Below are 23827 nucleotides of genomic sequence, written 5' to 3'. Positions count from 1 at the left end.
CGTCCATGCAGACCAACATGCGCAAAGAAATCAACGAAATCCCCGAGGCCGCAGCCCGCGTTCTGGCCCAATCCACCGGGGCGATCAAAGCGGCCGGCGCGGCTTTGCGCGAACGCGACCCGCAGTTTTTCGTGACCGTCGCGCGCGGCTCGTCCGACCATGCCGCCCTCTTCCTGAAATATGCCATCGAACTGACGGCGGGACGCCCCGTCGCCTCGCTCGGCCCCTCGCTCGCCTCGATCTACGGCGCGCGCCTGAAACTGGCCAGCGGCGCGGCCATCGCCATTTCCCAGTCCGGCAAGAGCCCGGATATCGTCGCCATGGCCGATGGCGCCACGAAGGGCGGCGCGGTGTCCATCGCGCTCACCAACACCCTGCCCTCGCCGCTCGCGGAAGCGTGCACCCATTCTCTCGATCTCTCGGCCGGTCCCGAACTCTCGGTCGCCGCGACGAAGTCCTATGTAAACTCCATCGTCGCGGGCCTTGCCGTGCTGGCCGAATGGACGGGCGACACCGCGCTCGCAAACGCCGTGCAGGACCTGCCGGAGCACTTCGCCAAGGCTGTGGCGCTGGATTGGTCGGGCCTTGCCGGCGACCTCAAGGACGCCCAGTCGCTCTACGTTCTCGGCCGCGGCCCCGGCCTGGCCATAGCAAGCGAGGCTGCACTGAAATTCAAGGAAACATCGGGCATGCATGCCGAAGCCTATTCCTCGGCGGAAGTGGTGCATGGCCCTGTCGCGCTTGTGGGGCCATCCTTCCCCGTCATCGCTCTCGCCGCGCGCGACGCTGCGGAAGCCTCCGTCACCGGCATGGCAGACGGTCTTGCCGAGCGGGGCGCCTATGCCTGCGTAACCTCGGACAGCGCGAAAACCGCGCGCACGCTCCCCTTTGTCGCCACCGGCCATCCGATAACCGATGCGCTGGCGCTAATCGTGCCCTTCTACGGCTTCGTGGAGGCTTGGTCCCGCGGCAAGGGGCTCGACCCAGACAAGCCTGTTAACCTCAAGAAAGTGACGGAAACCCGATGACAGCGCTCACCGCCATTACCGGCGCCCGCATTTTCGATGGCGATCTCTGGCATGAGAATAGCGCGCTTCTGATTTCGGGTGGCAGGATTGCCGCCGTAGCGCCGCGCCGCGATGTACCGACGGAAGCCCGCCTCGTACCGATGGACGGACTGTCGCTCGTCCCCGGTTTCGTCGATCTGCAGGTCAATGGCGGCGGCGGCGTACTGCTCAACGAGAGCCCCGATGTCGAGGGCATCCGCACCATCTGCGCGGCGCACGCCCGTTTCGGCACCACGGCCCTCCTGCCGACACTGATCACCGACAGTGTCGCCGTCACGACGGCCGCAATCGAGGCCGGCCTTGCGGCGTGCGCGGCAGCCGTGCCCGGTTTTCTCGGCCTCCACCTGGAGGGCCCGCACCTCTCCATCGCGCGAAAGGGCGCGCACGATCCGGCCTTCATCCGGCCCATGGAGCCGGAAGACCTTGCCCGCACCATCGAGGCCCGAAAGGGTCTCGACGCGCTCCTGATGACGCTTGCACCCGAGAACGCCACCAACGAGCAGATCGCCGCGCTGCGCGCAGCCGGCGTCACCGTCAGCCTCGGTCATTCCGACTGTGGCTACGCCGCCGCGGCCGCAGCCGTCGCGGCCGGCGCGCAGATGATGACGCATCTCTTCAATGCCATGAGCCCGCTCGGCAACCGCGAGCCGGGTATGGTCGGCGCGGCACTCGATCTCGGTCATCTCAACGCCGGCCTCATCGCGGATGGATACCATGTGCATCCCGCATCGATCGGTGCAGCGCTGCGGGCCAAGCGCGGCCCAGGGCGCATCTTCCTGGTCACCGATGCCATGTCGCCGCTCGGCACAGATATGACGAGCTTCTTCCTCAACGGGCGCGAGATTTTCCGCGAAGGCGGTCGCCTGACGCTCGCCGACGGCACGCTGGCCGGAGCCGATATCGACATGGCCTCCTGCATCCGCTTCATGCGCGATACCGTCGGCATGGATCTGGAGGAGGCGCTGCGCATGGGCTCGCTGTATCCCGCGGAGGCAATCGGCATGGCGGGGCGCAAGGGCCGGCTGACCCATGGTCACGACGCCGATTTCGCCGTCATCGATGACGGCGTGAACGTTGTATCGACATGGATCGGCGGCACGCCGGTCTTCGCCGCCTGACGCCTAGCCGGTCCTTGCGGACCCTGGCGGAATCGGCTCTACCGGCGCGACAAGCATAGGAGCGGCGCATGCAACTGATCTTTGACGGCCATAACGACGTTCTGCTGCGGCTGTGGGAGAATGCGAAGGCCGGCGCCGATCCGGTTGCCGAATTCGTAGAGGGAACGACACTCGGGCATATCGATGGCCCGCGTGCGCGCAAGGGCGGCCTCGCCGGTGGCTTCTGCGCAATCTTCATCCCGCCCAACGAGGATTACCCGCCGCGCGAACTCGATGCTAACGGCCATTACAATATCCGCATGGTCGGCCCGCTCAACCAGCCGGATGCACTGAACACGGCGCTGTCAATGGCGGAGATCGCCTTCCGGCTGGAGCGGGCCGAAGCCCTCACCATCTGCCGTTCGACCGCCGATATCCGTACCGCCATGGCCGCTGGCCGCTTTGCCGCGGTGCTTCACATCGAAGGCTGCGAACCGATTGCCGAGGATTTGTCGACGCTCGAAACGCTCTACGCCGCCGGCCTGCGCTCGCTCGGCCCGGTCTGGAGCCGGCACAACCGCTTCGGCCATGGCGTGCCCTTCGCCTTCCCCTCCTCGCCGGATACCGCGCCCGGCCTGACGCATGCAGGCATCGAACTGGTGAAGGCGTGCGACCGCATGGGCATCATGATCGACCTTGCCCACATCACGGAACAAGGCTTCTGGGACGTCGAGCGCGTCAGCACGCAGCCGCTGGTCGCGACCCATTCCAACGCGCACGCCCTCACACCGATCTCGCGCAATCTGACGGACCGCCAGCTCGACGCGATCCGCGAACGCAAGGGCATTGCCGGGCTCAACTACGCCACGACCATGCTGCGGCCCGACGGTCTCGAAAATCCGGACACGCCGCTGTCCGATATGGTGCGGCATATCGATTACATGGTCGAGCGCATGGGCATCGACTGCGTGGCGATCGGTTCGGATTTCGACGGCGCGACCATCCCCTCCGCCATCGGAGACGCCGCCGGCAACCAAGCGCTCGTCGAGGCCCTTCGGTCGGCGGGCTACGGCGAAGGCGACCTCGCGAAACTGTGCCGCGAAAACTGGCTGCGGCTTCTCAAAACCGTCTGGCGCGAAGCCTGAGCAATCCCGGGAGCAACGTCATGCCCAAGCCTCTCATCGAACTGTGCGTCGAAGGCATCGACGGCTTCCTTGCCGCCCAGGCTGCCGGTGCGGATCGCGTGGAACTCTGCGCCAGCCTGCTGGAAGGTGGATTGACGCCGAGCCTTGCCACCATCCGCGCCGCTGTGAAGGCCGCGCATATCCCGGTTCACGTCATCATCCGCCCGCGCGGTGGCGATTTCCTCTATTCCGAGGCCGAGTTTGCAACAATGCTGGCGGATGTGAAGGCACTTCGCGCCGAAGGCGTTTCGGGCGTCGTCATCGGCTGCCTCACGCCGGACGGGCGGATCGACGAGGTGCGGACGAAGGCACTGGTTGAGGCTGCGCGCCCTATGTCCGTCACCTGCCACCGCGCATTTGACATGACAGCCGATGCCGGCGAAGCGCTGGAGGCGCTCGTGCGCTGTGGCATCGACCGCGTTCTGACCTCGGGCCAGCGCGAGACAGCCGTCGAGGGTGTGGCTATCCTGAAGCACGCCGTCGAGCAGGCGGCCGGTCGCATCGTCATCATGGGTTGCGGCGGGCTGGACGCCGGCAACATTCGCGGCGTGCGGGATGCCACGGGACTGACCGAATTGCATTTCGCCGCGCTGACCACCGTTCGCAGCGGCATGATCTTCCGCAACCCCCATGTCGGCATGGGTGGTATGGAAAAGGATCGCGAATACGAACTGACGATCGCCGACGAGAACGCAGTGCGCGAAACGATCGCCGCCGCAAAATCCTGACGACGCCACTTGCGGATAGCGGTCGGCCATCCTTACGTGTAAGCGAACAAAGGAGACCGCCATGCCCCTGTCATCCGTCCTGCCACGACTGCGCACCGTCGTTGTCGCGAGCCTTCTCACGCTCGCCGCCCTGCCCGCGACCGCCGAGACGGTCGGCAAGGTGGGCGTCGACTGGATCGGCAACGATATCTATATCGATGCGGTGAGCGATCCGAAGATTTCCGGCGTCACCTGCCATGTCACCTATTTCGATCGGAGCGTCATCGACCGGCTGAAGAACGGAAACTGGTTCGAAGATCCCTCCAACAATGCCATCGCTTGCCGCCAGACCGGCCCGGTCACGATCGGCGATATCGATCTGTCGCGTGGCGGAGAAGAGGTCTTCAAATCCGGCCTGTCGCTGATCTGGAAATCGCTCGTCGTCACACGCGTCTACGACAAGAAGAACGACACGCTGATCTATCTCGCCCATTCCCGTGAACTGACGGACGGTTCGGCAAAGATGTCGATTTCGACCGTGCCGCTCTACGGGGAAAACATCACCTGGACGAACGGCAGGCCATAAAAAACCCCGGCACCTTTCGGTGGCCGGGGCTTTTTCTTAACGGTAGAACTGTGCTTACTTGACGTAAACAATCTTGCCGCCGTCAGCTGCGGTGGTCACATCGACCACGTTCTCGAGCTGGACGTTCTTCGACACGAGGACATCTGTCAGCGCCGTATCGGCACGCAGCTCTTCCTGGGCCTGCGCGACGGCAGCCGCGTCCTTCGACTTGCTCATCAGGCGATCGTATTCGTTCTTGGTCGCATCATCGGTTTCGAGCGTGGAAATGCGAACGACATTCACCTTGTCGGCGGAGATCGAGCCGGTCGTCATGGTTTCGGTCGTCGTGGCCGACTGGGCATATGCGATGCCGGCAACCGGCGAAACGGCGAGGAGCGAAGCGAGGGCGATGGTAACAGTCTTGTTCATTTTCATTCTCCACTGTTGGATTGAAATGCAGGGGGAGAATGGGAACGTCTACGGATTGTTCCTGCCGGATTTCGTGAAAATCTCAACATGACCAATAATTAATATTACCGGCGGCGCGCTTTAACACGAGCCACCGGGCGCCGGATCAGGGTATTTGAGGCGGGCTGTCAGGCCGCTTGCGCGAGCTCGTCCGCAATCACCGTGTCGAGGTTCAGGAAGCATACCATCGACTTTTCCAGAGCGACGATACCGCGGCAGAAGGCGCGCTGGGCTTCCGGAATGATCTCCGGCGCCGGCTGGAGTTCCTCGCTCTTGATGGTCATCATGTCGGACACCTGCTCGACCAGCAGGCCGACCAGCTTGCCGGCGATATCGGTGACGATGATCGCCGAACGCTCGGAAGGCTCGGTCATCTTCATGCCGAGGCGGCAGGCCATGTCGATGACCGGGATGACGGCACCACGCAGGTTGATGAGGCCCAGAACGTAGGGCGGCGTGTGCGGCATCGGCGTCACCGGAGCCCAGCCGCGGATTTCGCGGATAGCCATGATGTCGATGCAGAATTCCTGCTCGCCCAGATGGAACGATACGATTTCGAGATAGGCGCCGGACTGCTTGATGGCGTTGGACATGAATGGACCTCTTTCCAGAGACGAGGAAACGGGTTGAATTGCGCAGCTCGCCGTCTCCGGCGCACGGCGGACATCATGTCCGGCGGATCTGCCGCCCTTTGCGCGTCACTCGAAAGTGGCAAACAGAGATTAAACAATGACTAAAGAAACATTGCTTGAAACAGTATTTCCGGCCGGAGCGACGACTTGCTTGCCCGCCACGCGGTTGGAAACCGGCGCCTTTTGGCTTATCATGCACGTATGAAGGACACAGCGCGCAGATATACCCTCCTCCCCGCCGTGTTGATCGCGCTGGGGCTCGCCATCATGGCGGCAACGGCGGCCTTTGCCGGCTGGCTCGAGCACGGACCGGACATTCTCCTCAGCCTTGCCGAATCGGGCATGGCGTGGTGCTTCTGATCACGATTGCGCGAGCCATCGGCGATGTTGGCCCTTGCGTCAAATGGCGCGTTTGCGCAGCCTTGCGGTAGGCATTAAGAAGCCGGGAACACGCGTCGATGCCGCGCTCTCGAAGGATTGCCATGAAAACCCTGCGTCTCGTACTCTGGATCGCCGTCGCACTCGTCGCCGGCCTGCTCGGCTGGCTGACGCTGGAAATGACCCGGACGAAGGACCAGATCGCCGGCGAGCCCTTCGGCGTTCCCTTCCAGCTTGTCGCGCAGGACGGCACGCCAGTCACCGAAAAGGCCTTCACCGGCAAGCCGACCGCGCTGTTCTTCGGCTTCACCCATTGCCCGGAAGTCTGCCCGACGACGCTGTTCGAACTGAACGGCTGGCTCGGCAAGGTCGATCCGGACGGCTCGAAGCTGCAGGCCTACTTCGTGACGATCGATCCCGAGCGCGATACGCCGGAGCTGATTGGCCAGTATGTCGGCAACGTCTCCAAGCGCATCACCGGCATTTCCGGCGAGCCCTCAAAGGTGCTGGAAATGGCCAAGGGCTTCCGTGTCTACTACCGCAAGGTGCCGCTCGACGAGGCCAAGCCCGACGGCGACTACACCATGGATCACACGGCCTCGGTCTTCCTGCTTGATGCAAAGGGCCGGTTCGTCGGCACCATCGCCTATGGCGAGAATGCCGAGACCGCCGAGCAGAAGCTGGCCAACCTCATCACGCGATGACCATTCGGCCTTTGCCCTCGACTTTCGGACATGCTAGGCGGTCCGCAAACAACAGGGACCACGAGCCGTGAGCGAAATCCGCCTCTACATTTCCACGACCGAGAACAAGGCGGAGCATGCGCTCTCGCTGATGAGCGATGCCTTCGAGGAAGAGGGCCTCGCCATTGCGACGATGGAGATCGACGAGAAGAACGACATCTGGGAAGCCTCCGTCTATGTCTTTCGCCCCGATGAGAACGAGGTTCGGGGCCGGTTCGCCGCCCTGCTCGCAGCAGACTTCCCGGGCGTCGAGATCGAGCGCGAGGAACTTCCCGATATCGACTGGATCGCCAAGTCGCTGGAAGGCCTGAAACCGGTGCGCGCCGGACGCTTCGTTGTGCACGGCTCACATGACCGCGGCACGGCCCGTATCGGCGAAATCGCCATCGAGATCGATGCCGGTCAGGCTTTCGGCACAGGGCATCACGGAACCACGGCAGGCTGCCTGGAAGTGATTCACAAGGTCATGCGCGCACGCAAGGTCAGGCGCGTGCTCGACCTCGGCACCGGCAGCGGCGTGCTCGCCATCGCGGCCCGCAAGCTCGCCCCCGTCGCGGTGCTGGCCACCGACATCGACCCGATCGCCACCCGTGTCGCACGCGAGAATGTCCGCGTGAACGGCATTGCCTCGGGCATCGCGCTTGAAACGGCGCCGGGCTTCCATTCCACTGCCTTCGGCCGCCACGGTCCCTTCGATCTCATTATCGCCAACATCCTCGCCCGACCGCTGATGCGCATGGCGCCGCAACTTGCAGCCCAGCTTGCGCCGGGCGGCGATGTCATCCTGTCGGGGATCCTTGCCTCGCAGCGCTGGAAGGTGCTGGCAGCCTATAACAGCCTCGGCCTGCGCCATGTGCGCACGATATGGCGCGAAGGTTGGGTCACCATCCATCTCGACAACAGGCGCTGAATGGTATTGCGGGCGGGGATTTCCCCGCCCTTTGCATGTCTGAAAGCGAAACGTGTCTGGAAAGCGGGCAAAAGAAAAGGCGGTGCCAGTGGCACCGCCTATTGGACCGGCGAACCGGCCAGACCGCGAGCTTGAGGAGGAGGAGCGCTCAAGCGGTCCTACGTGTTCCGAACGCCTTCCCGGAGGAGGGAGGAGGAGTGACCAGAAAGACGCCTGATCGGAACACCTAGCTTTTTGCCTTTCGGCATTTATTGCGCGATACGAAGCGTGGGAGGAGGAGTTCACTTCGTTTCGCTTGAAGCGCGTTTATGTTCGCTTCGTTGGCACCGCTTATAGACGATTCAGAAAAACAGGACAGCGCTAATGGGGCATGGGTGCCATGCGCACAGCGCATAGTTATGTGCTCTCCGGTGCGAAACGGCCGTCTCGCCTTTGACGCCACCGGGCGATGGGATAGATTGCCGCTCACGATTCAACGCCGCATCGGAAGCCCCATGTTCCAGAGTTTCGACGTCACCTCCACGCCCCAGTTTGGCCGCGCGCGCGTGGATGCGCTGCGCGCCACCTTCGATGCGCTCGGCATCGATGGCTTCCTCGTGCCGCGAGCCGACGAATATCAGGGCGAGTACGTGCCGCCCTCCGCCGAGCGCCTCTCTTGGCTGACGGGCTTCACCGGCTCTGCCGGCATCGCGCTCGTCATGCGCGACAAGGCCATCGTCTTCGTGGACGGGCGCTATGTCACGCAGCTTGCCGAACAGGTCGATGGTGCGGTCTTCACCGGTGGCGATCTTGTTGGAGAACCGCCGCATCTGTGGCTGCGCAATCATGGACTGAAGAGCTTCCGTCTCGGTATCGATCCGTGGCTTCACACCGGCGCCGAGGTGCGCCGGCTGGAGAAGACGCTTGCGGAGCTCGGCGGCCAACTCGTGTTCCTGCCATACAATCCGCTTGACCGGGCCTGGACCGACCGTCCCGCCGAGCCGCTTGGCCGTGTCGTCATTCAGGACATCGACCATGCCGGAGAACTCGCACGGGACAAGCTGGTGACGATGGCCGACGCCACGGCGAAGGCCGGAGCGGATGTGCTCGCCGTCACCGACCCCTCCTCCATCGCCTGGATCTTCAACATCCGCGGCAGCGATGTGCCGCATACGCCGCATCCCTTGGCCCGCGCGATCATTCCCGCCGAGGGCCGCCCGCAGCTTTTCCTCGACAAACGCAAGACGGGCATCGAGCCGGAGGCCTATCTTACCCAGCTGGCCGATTTTTTGCCGCCCTCGCAGTTCGACGAACAGGTCGCGAAACTGGCGGCGGCGGGCAAGCACATTCTGATCGACCCCGACCAAGCGCCCTTCGCGCTGGCGGAAATCGTGCGCAGCAAGGGCGGAACGCTGGTCGAGGCGGCCGATCCCGCCCGCCTGCCCCGCGCCTGCAAGAACGCCGTCGAGCTTCAGGGTTCGGCCCGCGCCCACCTGCAGGATGGCGCAGCCATGGTGGAATTCCTCGCCTGGCTCGACAGCACGCCCCCCGGCTCGCAGACGGAAATCAGCGTCACGAAAAGGCTGGAGGAAGTCCGCCGCACGCTGGGCGAGCGCCATCAGAACCCTTTGAAGGACGTGTCCTTCGACACCATAGCCGGCGCGGGCGCGCATGCTGCGATCATGCACTACCGGGTAACCACCGAGAGCGATACGGCAATCGAAGCCGGGACGATGTTCCTGATCGATTCGGGCGCGCAATATGTCAACGGCACCACGGACATCACCCGCACCGTGGCTATCGGCGACGTGCCGGAAGAACAGAAGCGCTTCTTCACCCTGGTGCTGAAGGGCATGATCGCCATCAGCCTTGCACGCTTCCCCAAGGGCACGCGCGGCTGCGATCTCGATCCTCTCGCCCGTATCGCTTTGTGGAAGGCAGGAGCGGATTTCGCCCACGGGACCGGACACGGCGTCGGCTCCTATCTCTCCGTGCATGAAGGCCCGCAGCGCATCTCGCGGCTTTCGACGCAGGAGCTGCTGCCCGGCATGATCCTGTCGAACGAGCCCGGCTACTATCGTCCCGGCGCCTTCGGCATCCGTATCGAAAATCTTGTGCATGTCCTTCCCGCCGCTGCCGTCGAGGGCGGCGATATCGACATGCTCGGCTTCGAGACGCTAACGTTCTGCCCCATCGACGGCCGCCTGATTCTCGCACATCTGATGACGGACGAGGAACTGGACTGGCTCAACGCCTATCACGCTGAAACGCGAGAAAAGATCGGACCGCTCCTCACAGACGACGCGACGAAGGCCTGGCTCGAAAAGGCGACGGCTCCGATCAGACGATGAGGTGACGGATCACCATCACGACGATCCAGCAGACGCCCAGCATCGGCAGCAGCGACAGGCGAAGGCCGACGAGAAAAGCAATCGCCATGGTGAGGCTGACGTCCCAGCCGCCGGTAATGGCGGCAGGCGCGACCAGCGTGGTCAGAACCGCCGCCGGCACGGCGTTAAGCGCCGCCTCCGCACGCGGCGGAATACGCTTCATCCGCGTGATGAAGACATAGCCACCGACGCGTGTGAGATAGGTCGCGATGGCACCGGCGGCGATGATGAGCAGCGTCTGCGTGTGAAACAGGCTTTCCATGCTCACGCCTCCCCTTCCGCAACGTCGCCGGCGGCCGCTTCGGCGTCATCGAGCGGCAGCAGAGCCGCGACGATAATGCCCGCCAGCGCGCCAAGGCTGACATGCCAGGGCGAACCGACGAAATGTAAAGCAAGGATGGAGCCCGCCCCGGAAGCCAGGACGACGGGCAGCCAATGCGCACGACTGCGGAAACCGAGCACCAGCCCCATGAAATAGACCGGCAACAGAACGTCGATACCGATGGCCTTGGGATCGCCGATGAGGTTGCCAAGGAAAGCCCCCAGAATGGTCAGGAACAGCCACGGAACGTAAACGCTGAGACCGAGAACCATCAGCCAAGGGTAGCTGACGCGAATGCCCCTGTCCGCCCGCCGCTCCGTTTCGGCAAATTGCGGGTCGGTCAGAAGGAAGAGCGACGTCGCCTTCTCCCAGAAGGTCAGGTGGCGAATATGCGGGGCGATGGCGGCGGAATAGAGTACGTGCCTGAAATTCACGGCGAAGATCGACAGCACGACGAGCCAGGGCGCGACATGATGGTTGAACAACTCCACGCCGACCAGCTGGCTGGCGCCGGCATAGAGCGTCGCGCTCATCAATGTCGCCTCGGCGACGCTCAGGCCATTGTCGACGGCAACGGCGCCGAACAGCACGGCGAACGGGGCCGCCGCAATGGCAACGGCACTGCCGCGACGAAAGGCGTCGCGGAATTCTTCTTTTGTCGCGGGGGTCATGAAACTGCTCTGTCCTAGGATGGCCAAGCCATAGAGCAGCCGCGCCACGCCTGCAAACCAATATGCCTGATAGACCGTTCAGCACAATTGATCATTCAGTGCAAATCCGCGACCGACGTTCATGATTGCTCTCTGAATGTCAGGACTTTAGGCCAGTCTCGGACGGAGAATGGCCGGGCCATTGAAAAGGCGCTCAGCCCTTCTTGAGCTGGAACGTATGCTCGGGGCCGGGGAAGCTGCGGGCTTTCACCTCTTGCGCATAAGTCGCGAAGGCCTCGCTCATGAGGGGGGCGAGGTTGGCGAAATGCTTGACGAAGCGCGGCTTGAAATCCGTGAAGATGCCGAGCACGTCATCGACCACCAGCACCTGGCCGTCGCAGGCCGGCGAAGCCCCGATGCCGATGGTCGGCACCTTGACTGCGCCGGTGATCTCGCGTGCCAGCGGCTCGACCGTACCCTCGATAACGATGGCGAAGGCGCCCGCATCGTCGATGGCAGCGGCATCCTTGCGGATCTTGTCGACTTCCTTGTCGTTGCGGCCGAGAGAACGGTAACCGCCGGTCGTGTTGATGAGTTGCGGCATCAGGCCGACATGTCCCAGCACCGGAATGCCCCGTTGGGTGAGGAAATGCACCGTCTCGGCCATTTCCGCCCCACCTTCGAGCTTGATGGCAGAGCAGCCGGTTTCCTTGAGAACGCGGGCGGCGGTTGCGAAGGCCTGTTCCTTCGATTGCTGGTAGGAGCCGAAAGGCAGGTCGACAACCACACAGGCGTTCGACGAACCGCGCATGACGGCCTGGCCATGGGCGATCATCATTTCCAGCGTCACGCCGACAGTGGAATCAAGGCCGTAAAGCACCATGCCGAGGCTGTCGCCCACCAGCATGAAATCGACGTGCTGGTCCATGAGCTTGGCGACCGGCGTCGTATAGGCGGTCAGGCTGACGATGGGGCGCTCACCCTTGAGGGCCTTGATGTCGGCGGGGGCCAAACGGCGCTTGGCGGTGTGTACGCTCATGTCACGCTACCTTCTTTGCATGTTCAGGCATTGCATTCATCGGGCCGAGGACCCGGTTGTCGAGAAGCTTCGTGCTGCCGAAGCGCACGAAAAGCAACAGGAGAACGGGCTTTCCGCCAACCACCGCCACATCAGCCAGCGTCTGCGGATCACGGACCGCGACCACTTCGGGCTCGGCCAGCGCCTCGCTTTGGATGAAGGCGCGCACCGCATCCTCCAGCTTTCGCGCATCGGTCTCACCGGCCGCAATCAACCGCTCGGCTTCGTTCAGCGCGCGCGGCACGACGGCCGCGGCGGCGCGCTCGTCCGGCGAGAGATAGACATTGCGCGAGGAACAGGCGAGCCCGTCGGCCTCACGCACGGTCGGCACGCCGATCACCTCCACGGGCTGGGCGAGATCGGCCACCATGCGGCGGATGATGGTGAGCTGCTGGAAATCCTTCTCGCCGAAATAGGCGCGGTCCGGTCCTGCAATGTTGAACAGCTTGGTGACGACGGTGGCCACGCCCGCGAAATGACCGGGGCGAACGGCGCCCTCCAGCTCGGCGCCGAGCTTCGGCACGTCGACCACCGTCTCCATAGGCTGCGGATACATGTCCCCGACGCCGGGCGCGAAAAGATAGTGCACTCCTTCCGCCTCGAGCATCGCCTGGTCGCGCGCGAGATCGCGCGGATAGCGCGACAGATCCTCGCTCGCGCCGAACTGCAACGGATTGACGAAGATGGTGGCGACGACGATGTCATTGTCGGCGCGCGCGCGCCGGACGAGTTCCATATGGCCGACATGAAGATAGCCCATCGTCGGCACGAGGCCGACAGTGCGGCCATCGAGCCGGTGCGGCGCAAGAGCCGCCCGCAATTCCGCGATGGTGGTGAAGGTCTGCATCGCCGGTTCCTCCTTGCTCTCGCCCTCTCCCGCGGGCGATCCCTCAGGTGCTTTCTCTCTGGAGCGCTTCCGGGGCGGCATTTTCTATCTTGTGCAGCGCAAAAAGACAATCGGCAAACGGATTTGGCACGCTTTGCCCGCCTGACGGGCAGCTTTGCGTTTTGCGCACTGTACATTTCGCCCGTTGACCAGTAGAGAGCGCGTCAACATGCTCGTCACCCGCGGGCTTGAGAGTGCGGTGCAAGATCGCCGCTAAACCCGAATTCCGGAAGACCCCACATGACGAGTTTCGACAGCCTCGCTCCGGCGATGGCAAAGGCGTTGGAAAAACGCGGCTATACCACTTTGACGCCGGTGCAGATCGCCGTCTCCGACCCCAAGATCGGCGACGCCGATGCGCTGGTTTCGGCGCAGACCGGCTCCGGCAAGACCGTAGCCTTCGGCCTTGCGATCGCCCCTACCCTGCTTGAAGGCGAAGAGCGCTTCGACCGCGCGGCAAGCCCGCTGGCACTGGTCATCGCGCCGACGCGCGAGCTCGCCATGCAGGTCAAGCGCGAGCTGGAATGGCTCTACGAACTGACCGGCGCGGTCATCGCGTCCTGCGTCGGCGGCATGGACGTGCGCAACGAGCGGCGCGCGCTGGAACGCGGCGCCCATATCATCGTCGGAACACCCGGCCGCCTGCGCGACCACATCACGCGCGGCAACCTCGATCTCTCCGCCATCCGTGCCGTCGTGCTCGACGAGGCCGACGAGATGCTCGACCTCGGCTTCCGCGAAGACCTCGAATTCATTCTCGAAGCTGCTCCTGAAGAGCGCCGCACGCTGATGTTCTCCGCGACGGTCTCGAAGGAGATTGCAGCGCTTGCGAAGAACTACCAGCGCGATGCCATGCGCATCTCGACGGCCGCCGAACGCCAGCAGCATGTCGATATCGAGTACCGCGCCCTGCTCTGCGTGCCCTCCGATCGCGAGAACGCCATCATCAACACGCTGCGCTTCTACGACGCCCAGACCGCCATCGTGTTCTGCTCGACGCGCGCTGCCGTGAACCACCTGACGGCCCGCTTCAACAATCGCGGCTTCTCTGTCGTCGCGCTCTCGGGCGAGCTCAGCCAGAACGAGCGCACACATGCCCTGCAGGCCATGCGCGATGGCCGCGCCCGCGTCTGCATCGCGACGGACGTCGCCGCCCGCGGCATCGACCTGCCGAACCTTGAGCTTGTCGTGCACGCTGACCTTCCGACCAACCCGGATACGCTGCTTCACCGTTCGGGCCGCACCGGTCGTGCGGGCCGCAAGGGCGTCAGCGCCATGATCGTGCCGCTCAGCGCCCGCCGCAAGGCCGAGCGTCTGTTGCAGGCCGCCAATCTCAAGGCCGACTGGGCGACGCCGCCGTCGGCCGAGGAAATCCTGCGACGCGACGACGAGCGCCTGCTCGCCGACACCACGCTGACCGATACGATCGGTGACGACGAGATCGAGACCATCGACGCACTGGTTGGGAAGTTCGATGCCCGCCAGCTCGCCGCCGCCGTCGCGCGCTACTTCAAGGCCGGTCGTTCCGCGCCGGAGGATCTGGTCGAAGTATCGCTCGAGCAGCGCAAGCCGCGCGAGCGCAGCAACGAAAACATTCCTGCAGAAACCAAGCGCCCTCGCGACAGTTTCGCCCGCAGCACCTGGATCTCCGTTTCCGTCGGCCGCAAGCAGCGCGCCGAGCCCCGCTGGCTGATCCCCATGCTCTGCCGCAACGGCGCCCTTACCAAGAACGAGATCGGCGCCATCAAGATGCAGCCGGAGGAAACCTATATCGAGCTGTCCGCCGATGCCTCGGATGCCTTCCTCGGGGCGCTCGGCCCGGACAAAATGCTGGAGCGCGGCGTCCGCGTGACCGTACTTGACGGCATGCCCGACCTCACACCGCAATATTATGAGCGCACACCGGGCGAGAAGACGCAACGTTACGACAAGCCATTCCGCGGCGAGCGCCGCGCGGACTGGAAGCCACGCGGCGAATTCGAGAAGAAGCCCGGCTTCGCCAAGAAGAAGGACTTCGACCGCAAACCCGAATCCGCCAAGCCCGAAGGTGCGAGCGCCAAGCCGCATTGGAAGGACCGGGACGGTAGCGCCGCCAAGACGCCCGGCAAGCCCTTCGGTGGGCCCAAGCCTTTCAAGGGCAAGCGCGACGAGAAATTCGCCAAGCCCGAAGGTGGCCCGAAGAAGCCGAAGTTCAAGAAGACCGATCGTAGCTAGAACCGTCGTGGTGCGGAACATTCCGATCCGCACCACGTTAGCGTCGCACTTCTGAGGGGGAAGTGCGATGACAGACGACGCGGCATCCGCCGAAAGCGATCAAAGCGAGTTCAGCCGCTTTTTAACGGGGCTTGCCCGTGGCGTCGCGGGAGCGCTGTTCTTCGCGCTCCCCATGCTGATGACCATGGAAATGTGGTATCTCGGCTTCTACATGGCACGCGAGCGGCTTCTGCTGCTCGTCATCCTCAATATTCCCCTTCTCGTCCTTCTGGCGCATCGCATCGGCTTCGAAAAAACCGTGAGCTGGCGCGATGCCGTTCGCGACGCAATCGTCGCCTATGGCATCGGTATTCTTACCAGCGCGATCGTGCTCGCTGCACTCGGTCTTCTGCGCGGGGACATGTCGGCAAGCGAGCTCATCGGGAAGATCGCCCTGCAGTCGGTCCCCGCCAGCATTGGCGCCATGCTCGGGCGCAGCCAGCTTGGCGACGAGGACGACGACACTGAAAGAAAATCGACGCCCTACCACAGCGAGCTGTTCCTGATGGGCACTGGCGCGCTGTTCCTGTCGCTCAACATAGCGCCGACGGACGAGATGATCGTGCTGTCCTACAAGATGACCATCTGGCACGCCCTCGTCATCTCACTTATCTCCATCGCACTGATGCACGGGCTGGTCTATGCCGTGTCCTTCATGGGCGGACACGAACTTTCGCCCGAAACACCCTGGTGGCACGCCTTTGTACGCTTCACCCTGCCCGGTTATGTCGTCGCTCTGGCGGTCAGCATGCTGACGCTCTGGATTTTCGAACGCCTCGGCGATAGTTCGGCAATCGAGATCATGGTGTCGGTGATCGTGCTCGGCTTTCCAGCTGCGCTTGGCGCCGCCGGCGCACGGCTGATCCTGTGAGGAGACCATGACGAAATCAGAAAACGGTCGCCGCCGCGAACGCCAGGATGCGCACTGGATCGAGTGGTTGACCGGCATCGTCTCGGCCCTTCTCGTCGCCGCCTTGTTTGGCTGGCTCGGCTGGGAGGCGCTGATGCGTCCCACGACGCCGCCTGATCTTTCCATCCACGTTGTGTCGACCGAGCCATCCTCCGGCGGCTATCGCTTGGCATTCGACATATCCAATGCGGGCACAACGACAGCTGCGGCGGTGACCGTAATCGGAAGGCTCATCAAGGACGGACAGGTGATCGAAGAGAGCCCCATCGTCTTTGACTACGTCGCCGCGCAATCGAGGACGCAAGGTGCGATTTTCTTCCGCAACGACCCGGCCGCGAGCGAAATGGTGATCCGGCCGGCCGGCTATACCAGCCCTTAAAAAACGACAGCAAGCCTTGGAATAGACTCGCGAAAAGCGGAACCAATCCCGTTGGAGAGTATTGAGTTCACACAATTGCCGGGGTCCGAGATCAGCGAGACCTGGCCAATCGCCAAGGTCTGACCCATGCAGCTTTCGCTCGCCATCCTCTTGACGACACAGGTCTTCCTTCCGGCCTTTTTCCTGATCTGGCTTTGGTGGCCGCGTCCGGCCGATCAGCTCGCTTGGCTCATGCGTGTGGTCTACGGCGCATGCTACATCGCCTTCATCACGATCCTGGGCCGTTGGGATTTTCTGAGCACCGCGCTGATTTTCATCCTGCCAGCCGTCTTCGCGCTTGCCGCCTTTGTCTCGTTCCTGCGCGTACGTGATCGCCGGTGGAACAGCGCCGTGTCGCCCGTGCGTGCGCACGGTTTCACCGCCGCCATGAGCGTCTTTTTTCTGGCGCTCGCGATGCGCGGCCTGTCCGGCTACGGCTACCATGAAACCGCCGTCGACCTCGCGTTCCCCTTCGATCGAGGTCAATACTATATCGGCCAGGGCGGCAGCACGACGTCGATCAACAACCACCATGCCGACAAGAGCCAACGCTTCGCTCTCGATATCGTCGCGCTGAACCGGCTCGGCGCAAGGGCCGACGGTCTCATGCCGCGCTCGCTTACGGATTACGTGATCTTCGGAAGAACGGTGAAAAGCCCGTGCAGCGGCATCGCCATTTCCACCCATGACGGCGTCGCGGACAATGCCATCGGCGAAACCAACACGCAGGAGCCAGCTGGCAACTACGTCATTGTCGCCTGCGGCTCCGTGCGCGTGCTGCTCGGTCACTTGCGGGCCAGATCGATCGGCGTCAGCGCGGGAGAAGTGGTGACCGCCGGCCAGACGATCGGCAATGTCGGCAATTCCGGCAATTCGTCAGAGCCGCACCTGCACATGCACGCCTATCTCGGCGGCACCCTCGACTACAACGAGGGCGAAGGTGTGCCCATGACGTTCGAAGACCGCTTCCTCGTTCGCGGCTCTATCGTCACCGTGCCCTGACGATCACGACTTGATGCGTTCGAACCATCCGTCCTCGTCGATGACCTCGATGTCGAATTCCCGCGCCTTGTCGAGCTTTGAGCCTGCCCCCGGCCCTGCAACGACAAGATCGGTCTTCTTCGAAACGGAGCCGGCGACCTTCGCCCCAAGGCGCTCCGCCATGGCCTTGGCCTCGTCACGCGTCATCTTTTCCAGCGAACCGGTGAAGACGACGGTCTTGCCGGCCACCGGACTGGAAGACACGACCACCGCTTCCGCAGCCTCCGGCGTGACTTCCTTGAGCAGCCGGTCGAGCACATCGAGATTGCGCGGCTCCTTGTAGAATTCGACGATGGCACGAGCGACGACCTCGCCGATGCCCTCGATATTGTTGAGATCATTCCACGCCTCACCGGAAAGGCTCTCGGCCTCCTTCATTGCCGTCGCGAAGGCGTCGTAGGTGCCATAGGCGCGCGCGAGAAGCTTCGCGTTCGTTTCACCCACATGGCGGATGCCGAGCGCATAGATGAAGCGGTTGAGCGCGATGGACCGTCGGGCATCGATGGCATCGAAAAGTTTGCGCACGCTGACTTTGCCGAAGCCGTCGATATTCTCCAGCTTGGCGAGAGGTGATGCCTCCTGCCGCGCTTTGAGGGTGAAGATATCGGGCGCCGTGCGGATGCGCAGCGCCTCGTCGTCGGCCTCGAAGAAGAAATCGATCTGCTTGGCGCCCAGTCCTTCGATATCGAAGGCATTGCGCGACACGAAATGCTTGAGGTGCTCCACGGCCTGCGCGCGGCAGACAAAACCGCCCGTGCAGCGCGTCACGGAATCGAGCCGCCCGGTCTTCTCGTTGCGTTCGCGCACGGCGTGGCTGCCGCAGACCGGGCAGGTCTTCGGAAAGACGTAAGGCGTAGCATCCGCCGGCCGCTTTTCCATGACCACGTCAAGCACCTGCGGGATCACGTCGCCGGCACGCTGCACGATGACGGTATCGCCGATGCGGATATCATGCTCCTCGGGGCGAATGCGTTCGCCGCTGTTGCCGATGCCCTCGATATAGTCCGCATTGTGCAGGGTCGCATTGGTGACGACCACGCCGCCCACCGTAACCGGCGTCAGCCGTGCGACGGGCGTGAGTGCGCCCGTGCGGCCCACCTGGATGTCGATCTTCTCGACGATCGTGAAGGCCTGCTCGGCAGGGAACTTGTGTGCCGTCGCCCAGCGCGGCGAGCGGGACCTGAAGCCGAGCCGTTCCTGCAGCGCCAGTTCGTCCACCTTGTAGACGACGCCATCGATATCGTAGTCGAGATCCGGCCGGGCAAGGCCGATCTCGCGATAGTGGGCGATGATATCCTCCACCCGGGTCAGGCGCTGGGTCATCGGGTTGACCGGGAAACCCCACGATTTGAGCACGCCGATCATGCCGAACTGGCTATCCGACGGCATGGACGACATTTCGCCCCAGGCATAGGCGAAGAAGCGGAGCTTGCGGCTTGCCGTTACGCTCGCATCGAGTTGGCGCAGCGATCCCGCCGCCGTGTTGCGCGGGTTAACGTAGGTCTGCTTGCCCTCGGCTGCCATCTTCTCGTTGAGCGCCAGGAAGTCGCTCTTGGCCATGTAGACCTCGCCGCGCACCTCCACGACATCGGGCGCGCCGGCCGGCAGGCGGTTTGGTATCTCGCCGATGGTCAGCACATTGGCCGTCACGTTCTCGCCCGTCGTTCCGTCACCACGCGTGGCCGCCGATACGAGTCGACCGTTCTCGTAGCGGATGGACATCGACAGGCCGTCGATCTTCGGTTCGGCGGTGAAGGCGATCGTCTCGTCGGGCAGACGCCCCAGGAAACGATAAACGCTATTGACGAAATCCCGCACGTCCTCGTCGGAGAACGCGTTGTCGAGGGACAGCATCGGACGCGAATGGGTGATCGGCGCGAAGGTAGGAAGCGGCGCCGCGCCGACGCGGCGCGACGGGCTGTCATCGCGCACCAAGGCGGGAAAGCGGGCCTCGATCTCCTCGTTCCGGCGCTTCAGCGCATCATAGTCGGCGTCCGAAATCGCCGGCGCATCCTGCCCGTGATAGAGGTCGTCGTTGCGCGCGATTTCCGCCGCGAGATAGGCCAGTTCGGCTGCGGCCTCTTCTTCGGTCAGGGTCTCGACAGGGGTTTTCGCGTTGGCCATGACATGCTCCGGATTCTGCCACCGGTTTTAGAGGAAAGCTGACGAAAGAAAAGATGGGAGCGCGGGTTGGGCTGCCCCTGACCCAGCTGCCGCGACCTTCTCCCCGTAAACGGTGAGAAGGTGCCAGAAGGCGGATGCGGGGCTATCTCTTACGTTCCACCGGAAAGCAGCCGTGCCGCCGCCGCCCGTGCCTCTTCGGTTACAGATGCGCCGGCCAGCATGCGGGCGATCTCTTCGGTTCGCGCGCCGTCATCCATACGCGCGACACGGGTGGCGACCGTTTCGCTGCCCTCGACCGGCCCCTTGGAGATGAGGAGATGCGTCGCCGCACGCGCTGCGACCTGTGGCGCATGGGTGACAGACAGAACCTGAACCGTCGAGGACAACCGCTTGAGCCGCTGGCCGATGGCATCAGCCACCGCACCGCCGACGCCGGTATCGATTTCATCAAAGACGAGTGTCGGGGCCGAGCCGCGGTCGGCCAGCGCCACCTTGAGCGCCAGCAGGAAACGCGAAAGCTCCCCGCCCGAGGCCACCTTCATGATGGGGCCGGGCCGTGTGCCGGGATTGGTCTGGACATGGAATTCGACCGTGTCGATCCCCTCCTCCGCGCCGCCCTCGGGGTCAGTGGTGATCTCAACGGTGAAACGTGCCCGCTCTAGCTTCAGGGCTGGCAGCTCCGCCATCACGGCTGCGGCAAGGGCCTCGGCGGCACGATGGCGCTTTTCCGAAAGCGAGCGTGCTGTGATCTCGAAGGCGGCGCGCGCTTCGGTAAGCCGCGATTCGAGTTGCACCAGCTTTTCCTCACCCGCGTCGAGATCAGCCAGATCGGCGATCATCTTCGCCGCCAATGCGGGCAGTCCCGTGACGGGCACCGAATATTTGCGGGCGGCAGCGCGCAAGGCAAAGAGCCGCTCTTCCGTCCGCTCCAGTTCCTTGGGATCGTATTCCGTTTTGCGCAACGCTGCCTCGACGGCCATTTGCGCGTCAGAAAGCTGGTTCAGCGCCTGGTCGAGCAGTTCGACGGTTTCTTCCAGCAGACCCGGCGCCTCGTGGCTCTTGCGCTCCAGCCGCCGCACCATGGAGGCGATCAGCGGCACGGGCGATGCATTGCCGTTGAGGAAGTCGCTCGCCTCGCTGATATCTCCGGCGATACGCTCGGCCTTCATCATGCGGGCTCGCACCTCGGCCAGCGCGTCCTCTTCGCCGTCCTGTGGCGAAAGCGCCTCAAGCTCCTCGACGGAGGATCGCAGGTAATCCGCTTCGCGGGCGGCCGCCTCCACCTTGTCGCGATGACGACGCAGGGTGCGCTCGGCATCCTTCCACTGGTGATACAGCGTACCGACATCGGCGGCGGCTTCGTTGAGACCGCCGAAGGCATCGAGCAGCAACCGATGTGCATCCGTATCGACCAGCGCGCGATCGTCATGCTGGCCGTGGATTTCGACAAGGCGCTGTCCCGCCTGCCGCATGAGCTGCACGGAGACGGGCTGGTCGTTGACGAAGGCCTTGGTGCGCCCGTCGGCGGATTGCTGGCGGCGGAAAATGAGGTCACCGTCGTCGTCGATGCCGTTTTCACGCAGAAGCACGCGGGCGGCATGGTCCAGCGGTACGTCGAAAACCGCCGTGACCTGCCCGCGCTCCGTCCCGTGACGCACGAGCGAACCATCGCCGCGCCCGCCGAGCGCCAGCGAAAGACTGTCGAGAAGAATGGATTTACCCGCGCCCGTTTCGCCCGTCAGCACGGACAGGCCCGGCTCGAACGCAAGGTCGAGCCGTTCGATCAGGACGATATCGCGGATCGATAGCTGCGCCAGCATACCGTGTCAGATCTCTTTGTTATCGCGCGATTCCGGACGCAGAACTGTCGCACACTCTCCGCTCAACTATGCCGGCGTCAAGCCCCGATCAGCTTCTTGCCGGCGCGCGCGATCCACGAGCCCGAATTTTCACGCGGCTCCAGACCCTTGGTCTGAAGCAGCTTGTAGCTGTCGGAATACCACTGGCTGTCCGGGTAGTTGTGGCCGAGAACGGCGGCTGCCGTCTGCGCCTCGCTGTCGACGCCCATCGCGTAATAGGTCTCGACAAGACGGGCGAGCGCTTCCTCGATCTGGTTCGTCATCGGATACTTCTCGACGACGACGCGGAAGCGGCTGGCCGCCGCGATATATTCCTTACGCTCGAGATAATAGCGACCGATCTGCATTTCCTTGCCGGCGAGCTGGTCGCGAGCGAAACGGATCTTAGCCTGGGCGTCCTCGACATATTCCGACTTCGGATAGTTGTCGACGACGGCCTGCATGGCCTCTATCGTCTGCTGCGACGCGCGCTGGTCCTGCGTCACGCTCGGGATCTGCTTCCAGTAGGCGAGACCGACGATATACTGCGCGTAGGCCGCATCTTCCGAACCCGGATAGAGGCTCAGATAACGCTTGCCGGCCTTGATGGCTTCTTCATTGCGGCCCTGGCGATAGTTCGTGAAGGCCAGCATGACGAGCGACTTGCGAGCCTCGTCGGAGAACGGGTTCTGCCGATCGACGGCCTCGAACTTGCGCGCCGCCTCGCCAACCTTGCCGGCGCTCATATTCGCCAGGCCTTGATTGTAGAGCGTCTGCGACGATTCGGTTTCGCCCGTCAGCTTCGTGATGTCGATGTCCGGGTCCGACTGGCAGGCGGAGAGAACGACAGACGCCGCCGTAGCGAAAAGCGTAAGATAGACAATACGTGCCGTCTTCTTCACACCAACAGATCCTGCAACAACCATGAGACAATCCCAGTTCAACGGCACCAAATGCGGGCGGGCCGCACATGCGCCCCGCGTTGTATCTCCAAAAGCGTGAAGATCGCAACGCCATGCCGGCGCATTAACGCATTTTTATGGCATACGTGTCGGGAGAAAGGCTTAATGCGCCCGGCCTCACAAAGCCCAGGGCGCAAATTCCGGCGCATTGACCGCAACCAGCTCACGCTGACCGGGACGCGAACGCGAGCCGGCATCTTCCACGACCTCATAGGCGGTCGGGTCGCTCAGCAGCGCCTTGAGCGCGTAGGCGTTCATCTTGTGGCCGCCGCGATAGGAACGGTAGCGGCCGATGAAGGGCGCGCCGGCCAGCGCCAGGTCGCCAACGGCGTCCAGCGTCTTGTGACGGACGAACTCGTCCTTGGCGTAGCGCAGGCCTTCCACATTGATCACTGTGTTGTCATCGGAGATGACCACGGAGTTTTCCAGCGAGGAACCGAGTGCATGACCGGAGGCCCACAGGCGCTCGACATCGCGCATGAAGCCGAAGGTGCGGGCACGGGAAAGCTCGTTGCGGAAGGTCGACGGCGTCATGTCGCCCTTCCAGGCCTGACGGCCGATCAGCGGGCAATCGAAATCGATCTCCACCTCGAATCGCATGCCGTCATAGGGCGAGAACTCGGCCCAGGAGGCCCCGGCATCGACGCGAACCGGCTTGATCACGCGGATATAGCGGCGCTTGACCGAAAGCGGCACGATGCCGACCTGATCGATGGCGTCGATGAAGGGAGCCGAGCTGCCGTCCATGATCGGCATTTCCGAGCCGTGCACTTCGACGAGCAGGTTGTCGAGGCCGAGCGCGTAAAGCGCTGCCATGACATGCTCGACCGTTGCGATGGAGGTCGCGGCGGAGAAACCGAGGACGGTGCAAAGGTCGGTGTTGCCGACCTGCGAGGATACGGCGCGGTATTCGCTGACGGTACCGTCATCGTGCAGGCGCTGGAAGAGGATGCCGCTATCGGCTTCCGACGGGTTCAGCGTGATCGACACGGCCGCGCCGGAATGGACGCCCGTCCCGGAAATCGTCACCGGGGCCGCGATCGTCGTCTGGAAACCGAGCATCGTCATGTGCATTCGCCTCGTCTTAGTCTCGGCGCATTCATCGCCGACATTTCAATTCGCGGGCCGAGCAGTACCGTGGCTGAACGCCTTGCGTCCGCCGACACGCCTGCCGGAACGTCTGAAGGTTTCGCTGCACACAGCCATGCCGTGGCGTGATTCCTGC

Annotated in this window: 23 protein-coding genes; 13 read left to right on the top strand and 10 right to left on the bottom strand. The window is 63.5% G+C overall.

Annotation, left to right across the window (positions count from 1 at the left end; translation table 11 throughout):
• Positions 1 to 5: 5 nt before the first annotated feature.
• The 5 genes from MKI86_RS05680 (at position 6) to MKI86_RS05660 (ending at position 4641) form a co-directional block, all read left to right on the top strand.
• Complete coding sequence (locus tag MKI86_RS05680) at positions 6 to 1028, top strand: SIS domain-containing protein (protein WP_241598498.1); 1023 nt, start codon at positions 6 to 8, stop codon at positions 1026 to 1028.
• Entirely contained in the window at positions 1025 to 2185 is a 1161-nt protein-coding gene (nagA, locus tag MKI86_RS05675; protein ID WP_241598496.1) for an N-acetylglucosamine-6-phosphate deacetylase, read from the top strand. The genes MKI86_RS05680 and nagA overlap by 4 nt, the downstream gene beginning before the upstream one ends.
• Positions 2186 to 2253: 68 nt before the next feature.
• Positions 2254 to 3309 carry a dipeptidase gene (locus tag MKI86_RS05670; RefSeq protein ID WP_241598487.1) on the top strand — a complete coding sequence of 352 codons (1056 nt, stop codon included), beginning with the start codon at positions 2254 to 2256 and terminating at the stop codon, positions 3307 to 3309.
• Positions 3310 to 3329: 20 nt separating this feature from the next.
• Positions 3330 to 4076 (top strand): copper homeostasis protein CutC, encoded by a 747-nt coding sequence (locus tag MKI86_RS05665; protein ID WP_241598485.1) that lies wholly within the window; start codon positions 3330 to 3332, stop codon positions 4074 to 4076.
• Positions 4077 to 4137: 61 nt separating this feature from the next.
• Positions 4138 to 4641, top strand: a complete 504-nt coding sequence (locus MKI86_RS05660; RefSeq protein ID WP_241598483.1) for a CreA family protein — start codon at positions 4138 to 4140, stop codon at positions 4639 to 4641.
• Between the two features lie 54 nt (positions 4642 to 4695).
• On the opposite strand, the gene MKI86_RS05655 is transcribed toward MKI86_RS05660, so the two are convergent.
• Both MKI86_RS05655 and MKI86_RS05650 read right to left on the bottom strand, forming a co-directional pair.
• Positions 4696 to 5049: a hypothetical protein gene (locus MKI86_RS05655; RefSeq protein WP_241598481.1), complete on the bottom strand. Its 354-nt coding sequence runs from the start codon at positions 5047 to 5049 to the stop codon at positions 4696 to 4698.
• Between the two features lie 167 nt (positions 5050 to 5216).
• Positions 5217 to 5681, bottom strand: a complete 465-nt coding sequence (locus MKI86_RS05650; protein ID WP_134649548.1) for a chemotaxis protein CheW — start codon at positions 5679 to 5681, stop codon at positions 5217 to 5219.
• 240 nt (positions 5682 to 5921) lie between these two features.
• Here MKI86_RS05650 and MKI86_RS05645 point away from each other — a divergent pair, with 240 nt between their 5' ends.
• From MKI86_RS05645 to MKI86_RS05630, 4 genes are all read left to right on the top strand, one after another.
• A complete protein-coding gene (locus MKI86_RS05645; protein ID WP_241598479.1) occupies positions 5922 to 6080 on the top strand; it encodes a hypothetical protein in 159 nt (52 codons plus the stop codon).
• A 122-nt stretch (positions 6081 to 6202) separates the two neighbouring features.
• Positions 6203 to 6802: an SCO family protein gene (locus tag MKI86_RS05640; RefSeq protein WP_241598478.1), complete on the top strand. Its 600-nt coding sequence runs from the start codon at positions 6203 to 6205 to the stop codon at positions 6800 to 6802.
• A gap of 67 nt (positions 6803 to 6869) precedes the next feature.
• Positions 6870 to 7751 carry a 50S ribosomal protein L11 methyltransferase gene (locus tag MKI86_RS05635; protein WP_241598476.1) on the top strand — a complete coding sequence of 294 codons (882 nt, stop codon included), beginning with the start codon at positions 6870 to 6872 and terminating at the stop codon, positions 7749 to 7751.
• Positions 7752 to 8245: 494 nt separating this feature from the next.
• A complete protein-coding gene (locus MKI86_RS05630) occupies positions 8246 to 10081 on the top strand; it encodes an aminopeptidase P family protein (RefSeq protein ID WP_241598474.1) in 1836 nt (611 codons plus the stop codon).
• Here the strand turns inward: MKI86_RS05630 and MKI86_RS05625 are convergent.
• From MKI86_RS05625 to panC, 4 genes are all read right to left on the bottom strand, one after another.
• Positions 10071 to 10382 (bottom strand): AzlD family protein, encoded by a 312-nt coding sequence (locus MKI86_RS05625; RefSeq protein ID WP_241598472.1) that lies wholly within the window; start codon positions 10380 to 10382, stop codon positions 10071 to 10073. The genes MKI86_RS05630 and MKI86_RS05625 overlap by 11 nt on opposite strands.
• Positions 10383 to 10384: 2 nt before the next feature.
• Complete coding sequence (locus MKI86_RS05620; protein ID WP_241598470.1) at positions 10385 to 11113, bottom strand: AzlC family ABC transporter permease; 729 nt, start codon at positions 11111 to 11113, stop codon at positions 10385 to 10387.
• Positions 11114 to 11306: 193 nt separating this feature from the next.
• Positions 11307 to 12131, bottom strand: a complete 825-nt coding sequence (panB, locus tag MKI86_RS05615) for a 3-methyl-2-oxobutanoate hydroxymethyltransferase (RefSeq protein ID WP_241598468.1) — start codon at positions 12129 to 12131, stop codon at positions 11307 to 11309.
• Between the two features lies 1 nt (position 12132).
• Complete coding sequence (gene panC / locus MKI86_RS05610; RefSeq protein ID WP_241598466.1) at positions 12133 to 13017, bottom strand: pantoate--beta-alanine ligase; 885 nt, start codon at positions 13015 to 13017, stop codon at positions 12133 to 12135.
• Positions 13018 to 13296: 279 nt separating this feature from the next.
• On the opposite strand from panC, the gene MKI86_RS05605 reads away from it, so the two are divergent.
• From MKI86_RS05605 to MKI86_RS05590, 4 genes are all read left to right on the top strand, one after another.
• Positions 13297 to 15270, top strand: coding sequence for a DEAD/DEAH box helicase (locus MKI86_RS05605; protein ID WP_241598463.1), 1974 nt, complete (start codon positions 13297 to 13299; stop codon positions 15268 to 15270).
• Positions 15271 to 15337: 67 nt separating this feature from the next.
• Complete coding sequence (locus MKI86_RS05600) at positions 15338 to 16180, top strand: TIGR02587 family membrane protein (RefSeq protein ID WP_241598462.1); 843 nt, start codon at positions 15338 to 15340, stop codon at positions 16178 to 16180.
• 7 nt (positions 16181 to 16187) lie between these two features.
• Entirely contained in the window at positions 16188 to 16598 is a 411-nt protein-coding gene (locus MKI86_RS05595) for a TIGR02588 family protein (RefSeq protein WP_241598461.1), read from the top strand.
• A gap of 126 nt (positions 16599 to 16724) precedes the next feature.
• The gene (locus MKI86_RS05590; RefSeq protein ID WP_241598460.1) at positions 16725 to 17639 is read left to right on the top strand and encodes a M23 family metallopeptidase; all 915 of its coding nucleotides are present in this window, start codon (positions 16725 to 16727) and stop codon (positions 17637 to 17639) included.
• Between the two features lie 3 nt (positions 17640 to 17642).
• Here MKI86_RS05590 and ligA read toward each other — a convergent pair whose 3' ends face one another.
• From ligA to lpxC, 4 genes are all read right to left on the bottom strand, one after another.
• Positions 17643 to 19802, bottom strand: a complete 2160-nt coding sequence (gene ligA / locus MKI86_RS05585) for an NAD-dependent DNA ligase LigA (RefSeq protein ID WP_241598459.1) — start codon at positions 19800 to 19802, stop codon at positions 17643 to 17645.
• Positions 19803 to 19951: 149 nt separating this feature from the next.
• Entirely contained in the window at positions 19952 to 21622 is a 1671-nt protein-coding gene (gene recN, locus MKI86_RS05580; protein WP_241598458.1) for a DNA repair protein RecN, read from the bottom strand.
• Positions 21623 to 21699: 77 nt separating this feature from the next.
• A complete protein-coding gene (locus tag MKI86_RS05575; RefSeq protein ID WP_241598456.1) occupies positions 21700 to 22566 on the bottom strand; it encodes an outer membrane protein assembly factor BamD in 867 nt (288 codons plus the stop codon).
• Positions 22567 to 22719: 153 nt separating this feature from the next.
• Entirely contained in the window at positions 22720 to 23676 is a 957-nt protein-coding gene (gene lpxC / locus MKI86_RS05570; protein WP_134649563.1) for a UDP-3-O-acyl-N-acetylglucosamine deacetylase, read from the bottom strand.
• Positions 23677 to 23827: the final 151 nt, after the last annotated feature.

The sequence above is a fragment of the Shinella sedimenti genome (genome assembly GCF_022601905.1).
GTDB classification, from domain to species: domain Bacteria; phylum Pseudomonadota; class Alphaproteobacteria; order Rhizobiales; family Rhizobiaceae; genus Shinella; species Shinella sedimenti.
Note: the sequence above shows the minus strand (reverse complement) of the source record. Positions and strands in the feature narration are given on the sequence as shown.

What these genes read in the sequence shown, in the direction of transcription:
- MKI86_RS05665 (WP_241598485.1), top strand. Translation starts at nt 3,330, where the DNA reads ATGCCCAAGCCTCTCATCGAACTGTGCGTCGAAGGCATCGACGGCTTC.
- nagA (WP_241598496.1), top strand. Translation starts at nt 1,025, where the DNA reads ATGACAGCGCTCACCGCCATTACCGGCGCCCGCATTTTCGATGGCGAT.
- MKI86_RS05595 (WP_241598461.1), top strand. Translation starts at nt 16,188, where the DNA reads ATGACGAAATCAGAAAACGGTCGCCGCCGCGAACGCCAGGATGCGCAC.
- panC (WP_241598466.1), bottom strand. Translation starts at nt 13,017, where the DNA reads ATGCAGACCTTCACCACCATCGCGGAATTGCGGGCGGCTCTTGCGCCG.
- MKI86_RS05680 (WP_241598498.1), top strand. Translation starts at nt 6, where the DNA reads ATGCAGACCAACATGCGCAAAGAAATCAACGAAATCCCCGAGGCCGCA.
- recN (WP_241598458.1), bottom strand. Translation starts at nt 21,622, where the DNA reads ATGCTGGCGCAGCTATCGATCCGCGATATCGTCCTGATCGAACGGCTC.
- MKI86_RS05630 (WP_241598474.1), top strand. Translation starts at nt 8,246, where the DNA reads ATGTTCCAGAGTTTCGACGTCACCTCCACGCCCCAGTTTGGCCGCGCG.
- MKI86_RS05605 (WP_241598463.1), top strand. Translation starts at nt 13,297, where the DNA reads ATGACGAGTTTCGACAGCCTCGCTCCGGCGATGGCAAAGGCGTTGGAA.
- MKI86_RS05600 (WP_241598462.1), top strand. Translation starts at nt 15,338, where the DNA reads ATGACAGACGACGCGGCATCCGCCGAAAGCGATCAAAGCGAGTTCAGC.
- MKI86_RS05660 (WP_241598483.1), top strand. Translation starts at nt 4,138, where the DNA reads ATGCCCCTGTCATCCGTCCTGCCACGACTGCGCACCGTCGTTGTCGCG.
- lpxC (WP_134649563.1), bottom strand. Translation starts at nt 23,676, where the DNA reads ATGCACATGACGATGCTCGGTTTCCAGACGACGATCGCGGCCCCGGTG.
- MKI86_RS05650 (WP_134649548.1), bottom strand. Translation starts at nt 5,681, where the DNA reads ATGTCCAACGCCATCAAGCAGTCCGGCGCCTATCTCGAAATCGTATCG.
- MKI86_RS05640 (WP_241598478.1), top strand. Translation starts at nt 6,203, where the DNA reads ATGAAAACCCTGCGTCTCGTACTCTGGATCGCCGTCGCACTCGTCGCC.
- MKI86_RS05620 (WP_241598470.1), bottom strand. Translation starts at nt 11,113, where the DNA reads ATGACCCCCGCGACAAAAGAAGAATTCCGCGACGCCTTTCGTCGCGGC.
- panB (WP_241598468.1), bottom strand. Translation starts at nt 12,131, where the DNA reads ATGAGCGTACACACCGCCAAGCGCCGTTTGGCCCCCGCCGACATCAAG.
- MKI86_RS05590 (WP_241598460.1), top strand. Translation starts at nt 16,725, where the DNA reads ATGCAGCTTTCGCTCGCCATCCTCTTGACGACACAGGTCTTCCTTCCG.
- MKI86_RS05575 (WP_241598456.1), bottom strand. Translation starts at nt 22,566, where the DNA reads ATGGTTGTTGCAGGATCTGTTGGTGTGAAGAAGACGGCACGTATTGTC.
- MKI86_RS05645 (WP_241598479.1), top strand. Translation starts at nt 5,922, where the DNA reads ATGAAGGACACAGCGCGCAGATATACCCTCCTCCCCGCCGTGTTGATC.
- MKI86_RS05655 (WP_241598481.1), bottom strand. Translation starts at nt 5,049, where the DNA reads ATGAACAAGACTGTTACCATCGCCCTCGCTTCGCTCCTCGCCGTTTCG.
- ligA (WP_241598459.1), bottom strand. Translation starts at nt 19,802, where the DNA reads ATGGCCAACGCGAAAACCCCTGTCGAGACCCTGACCGAAGAAGAGGCC.
- MKI86_RS05670 (WP_241598487.1), top strand. Translation starts at nt 2,254, where the DNA reads ATGCAACTGATCTTTGACGGCCATAACGACGTTCTGCTGCGGCTGTGG.
- MKI86_RS05625 (WP_241598472.1), bottom strand. Translation starts at nt 10,382, where the DNA reads ATGGAAAGCCTGTTTCACACGCAGACGCTGCTCATCATCGCCGCCGGT.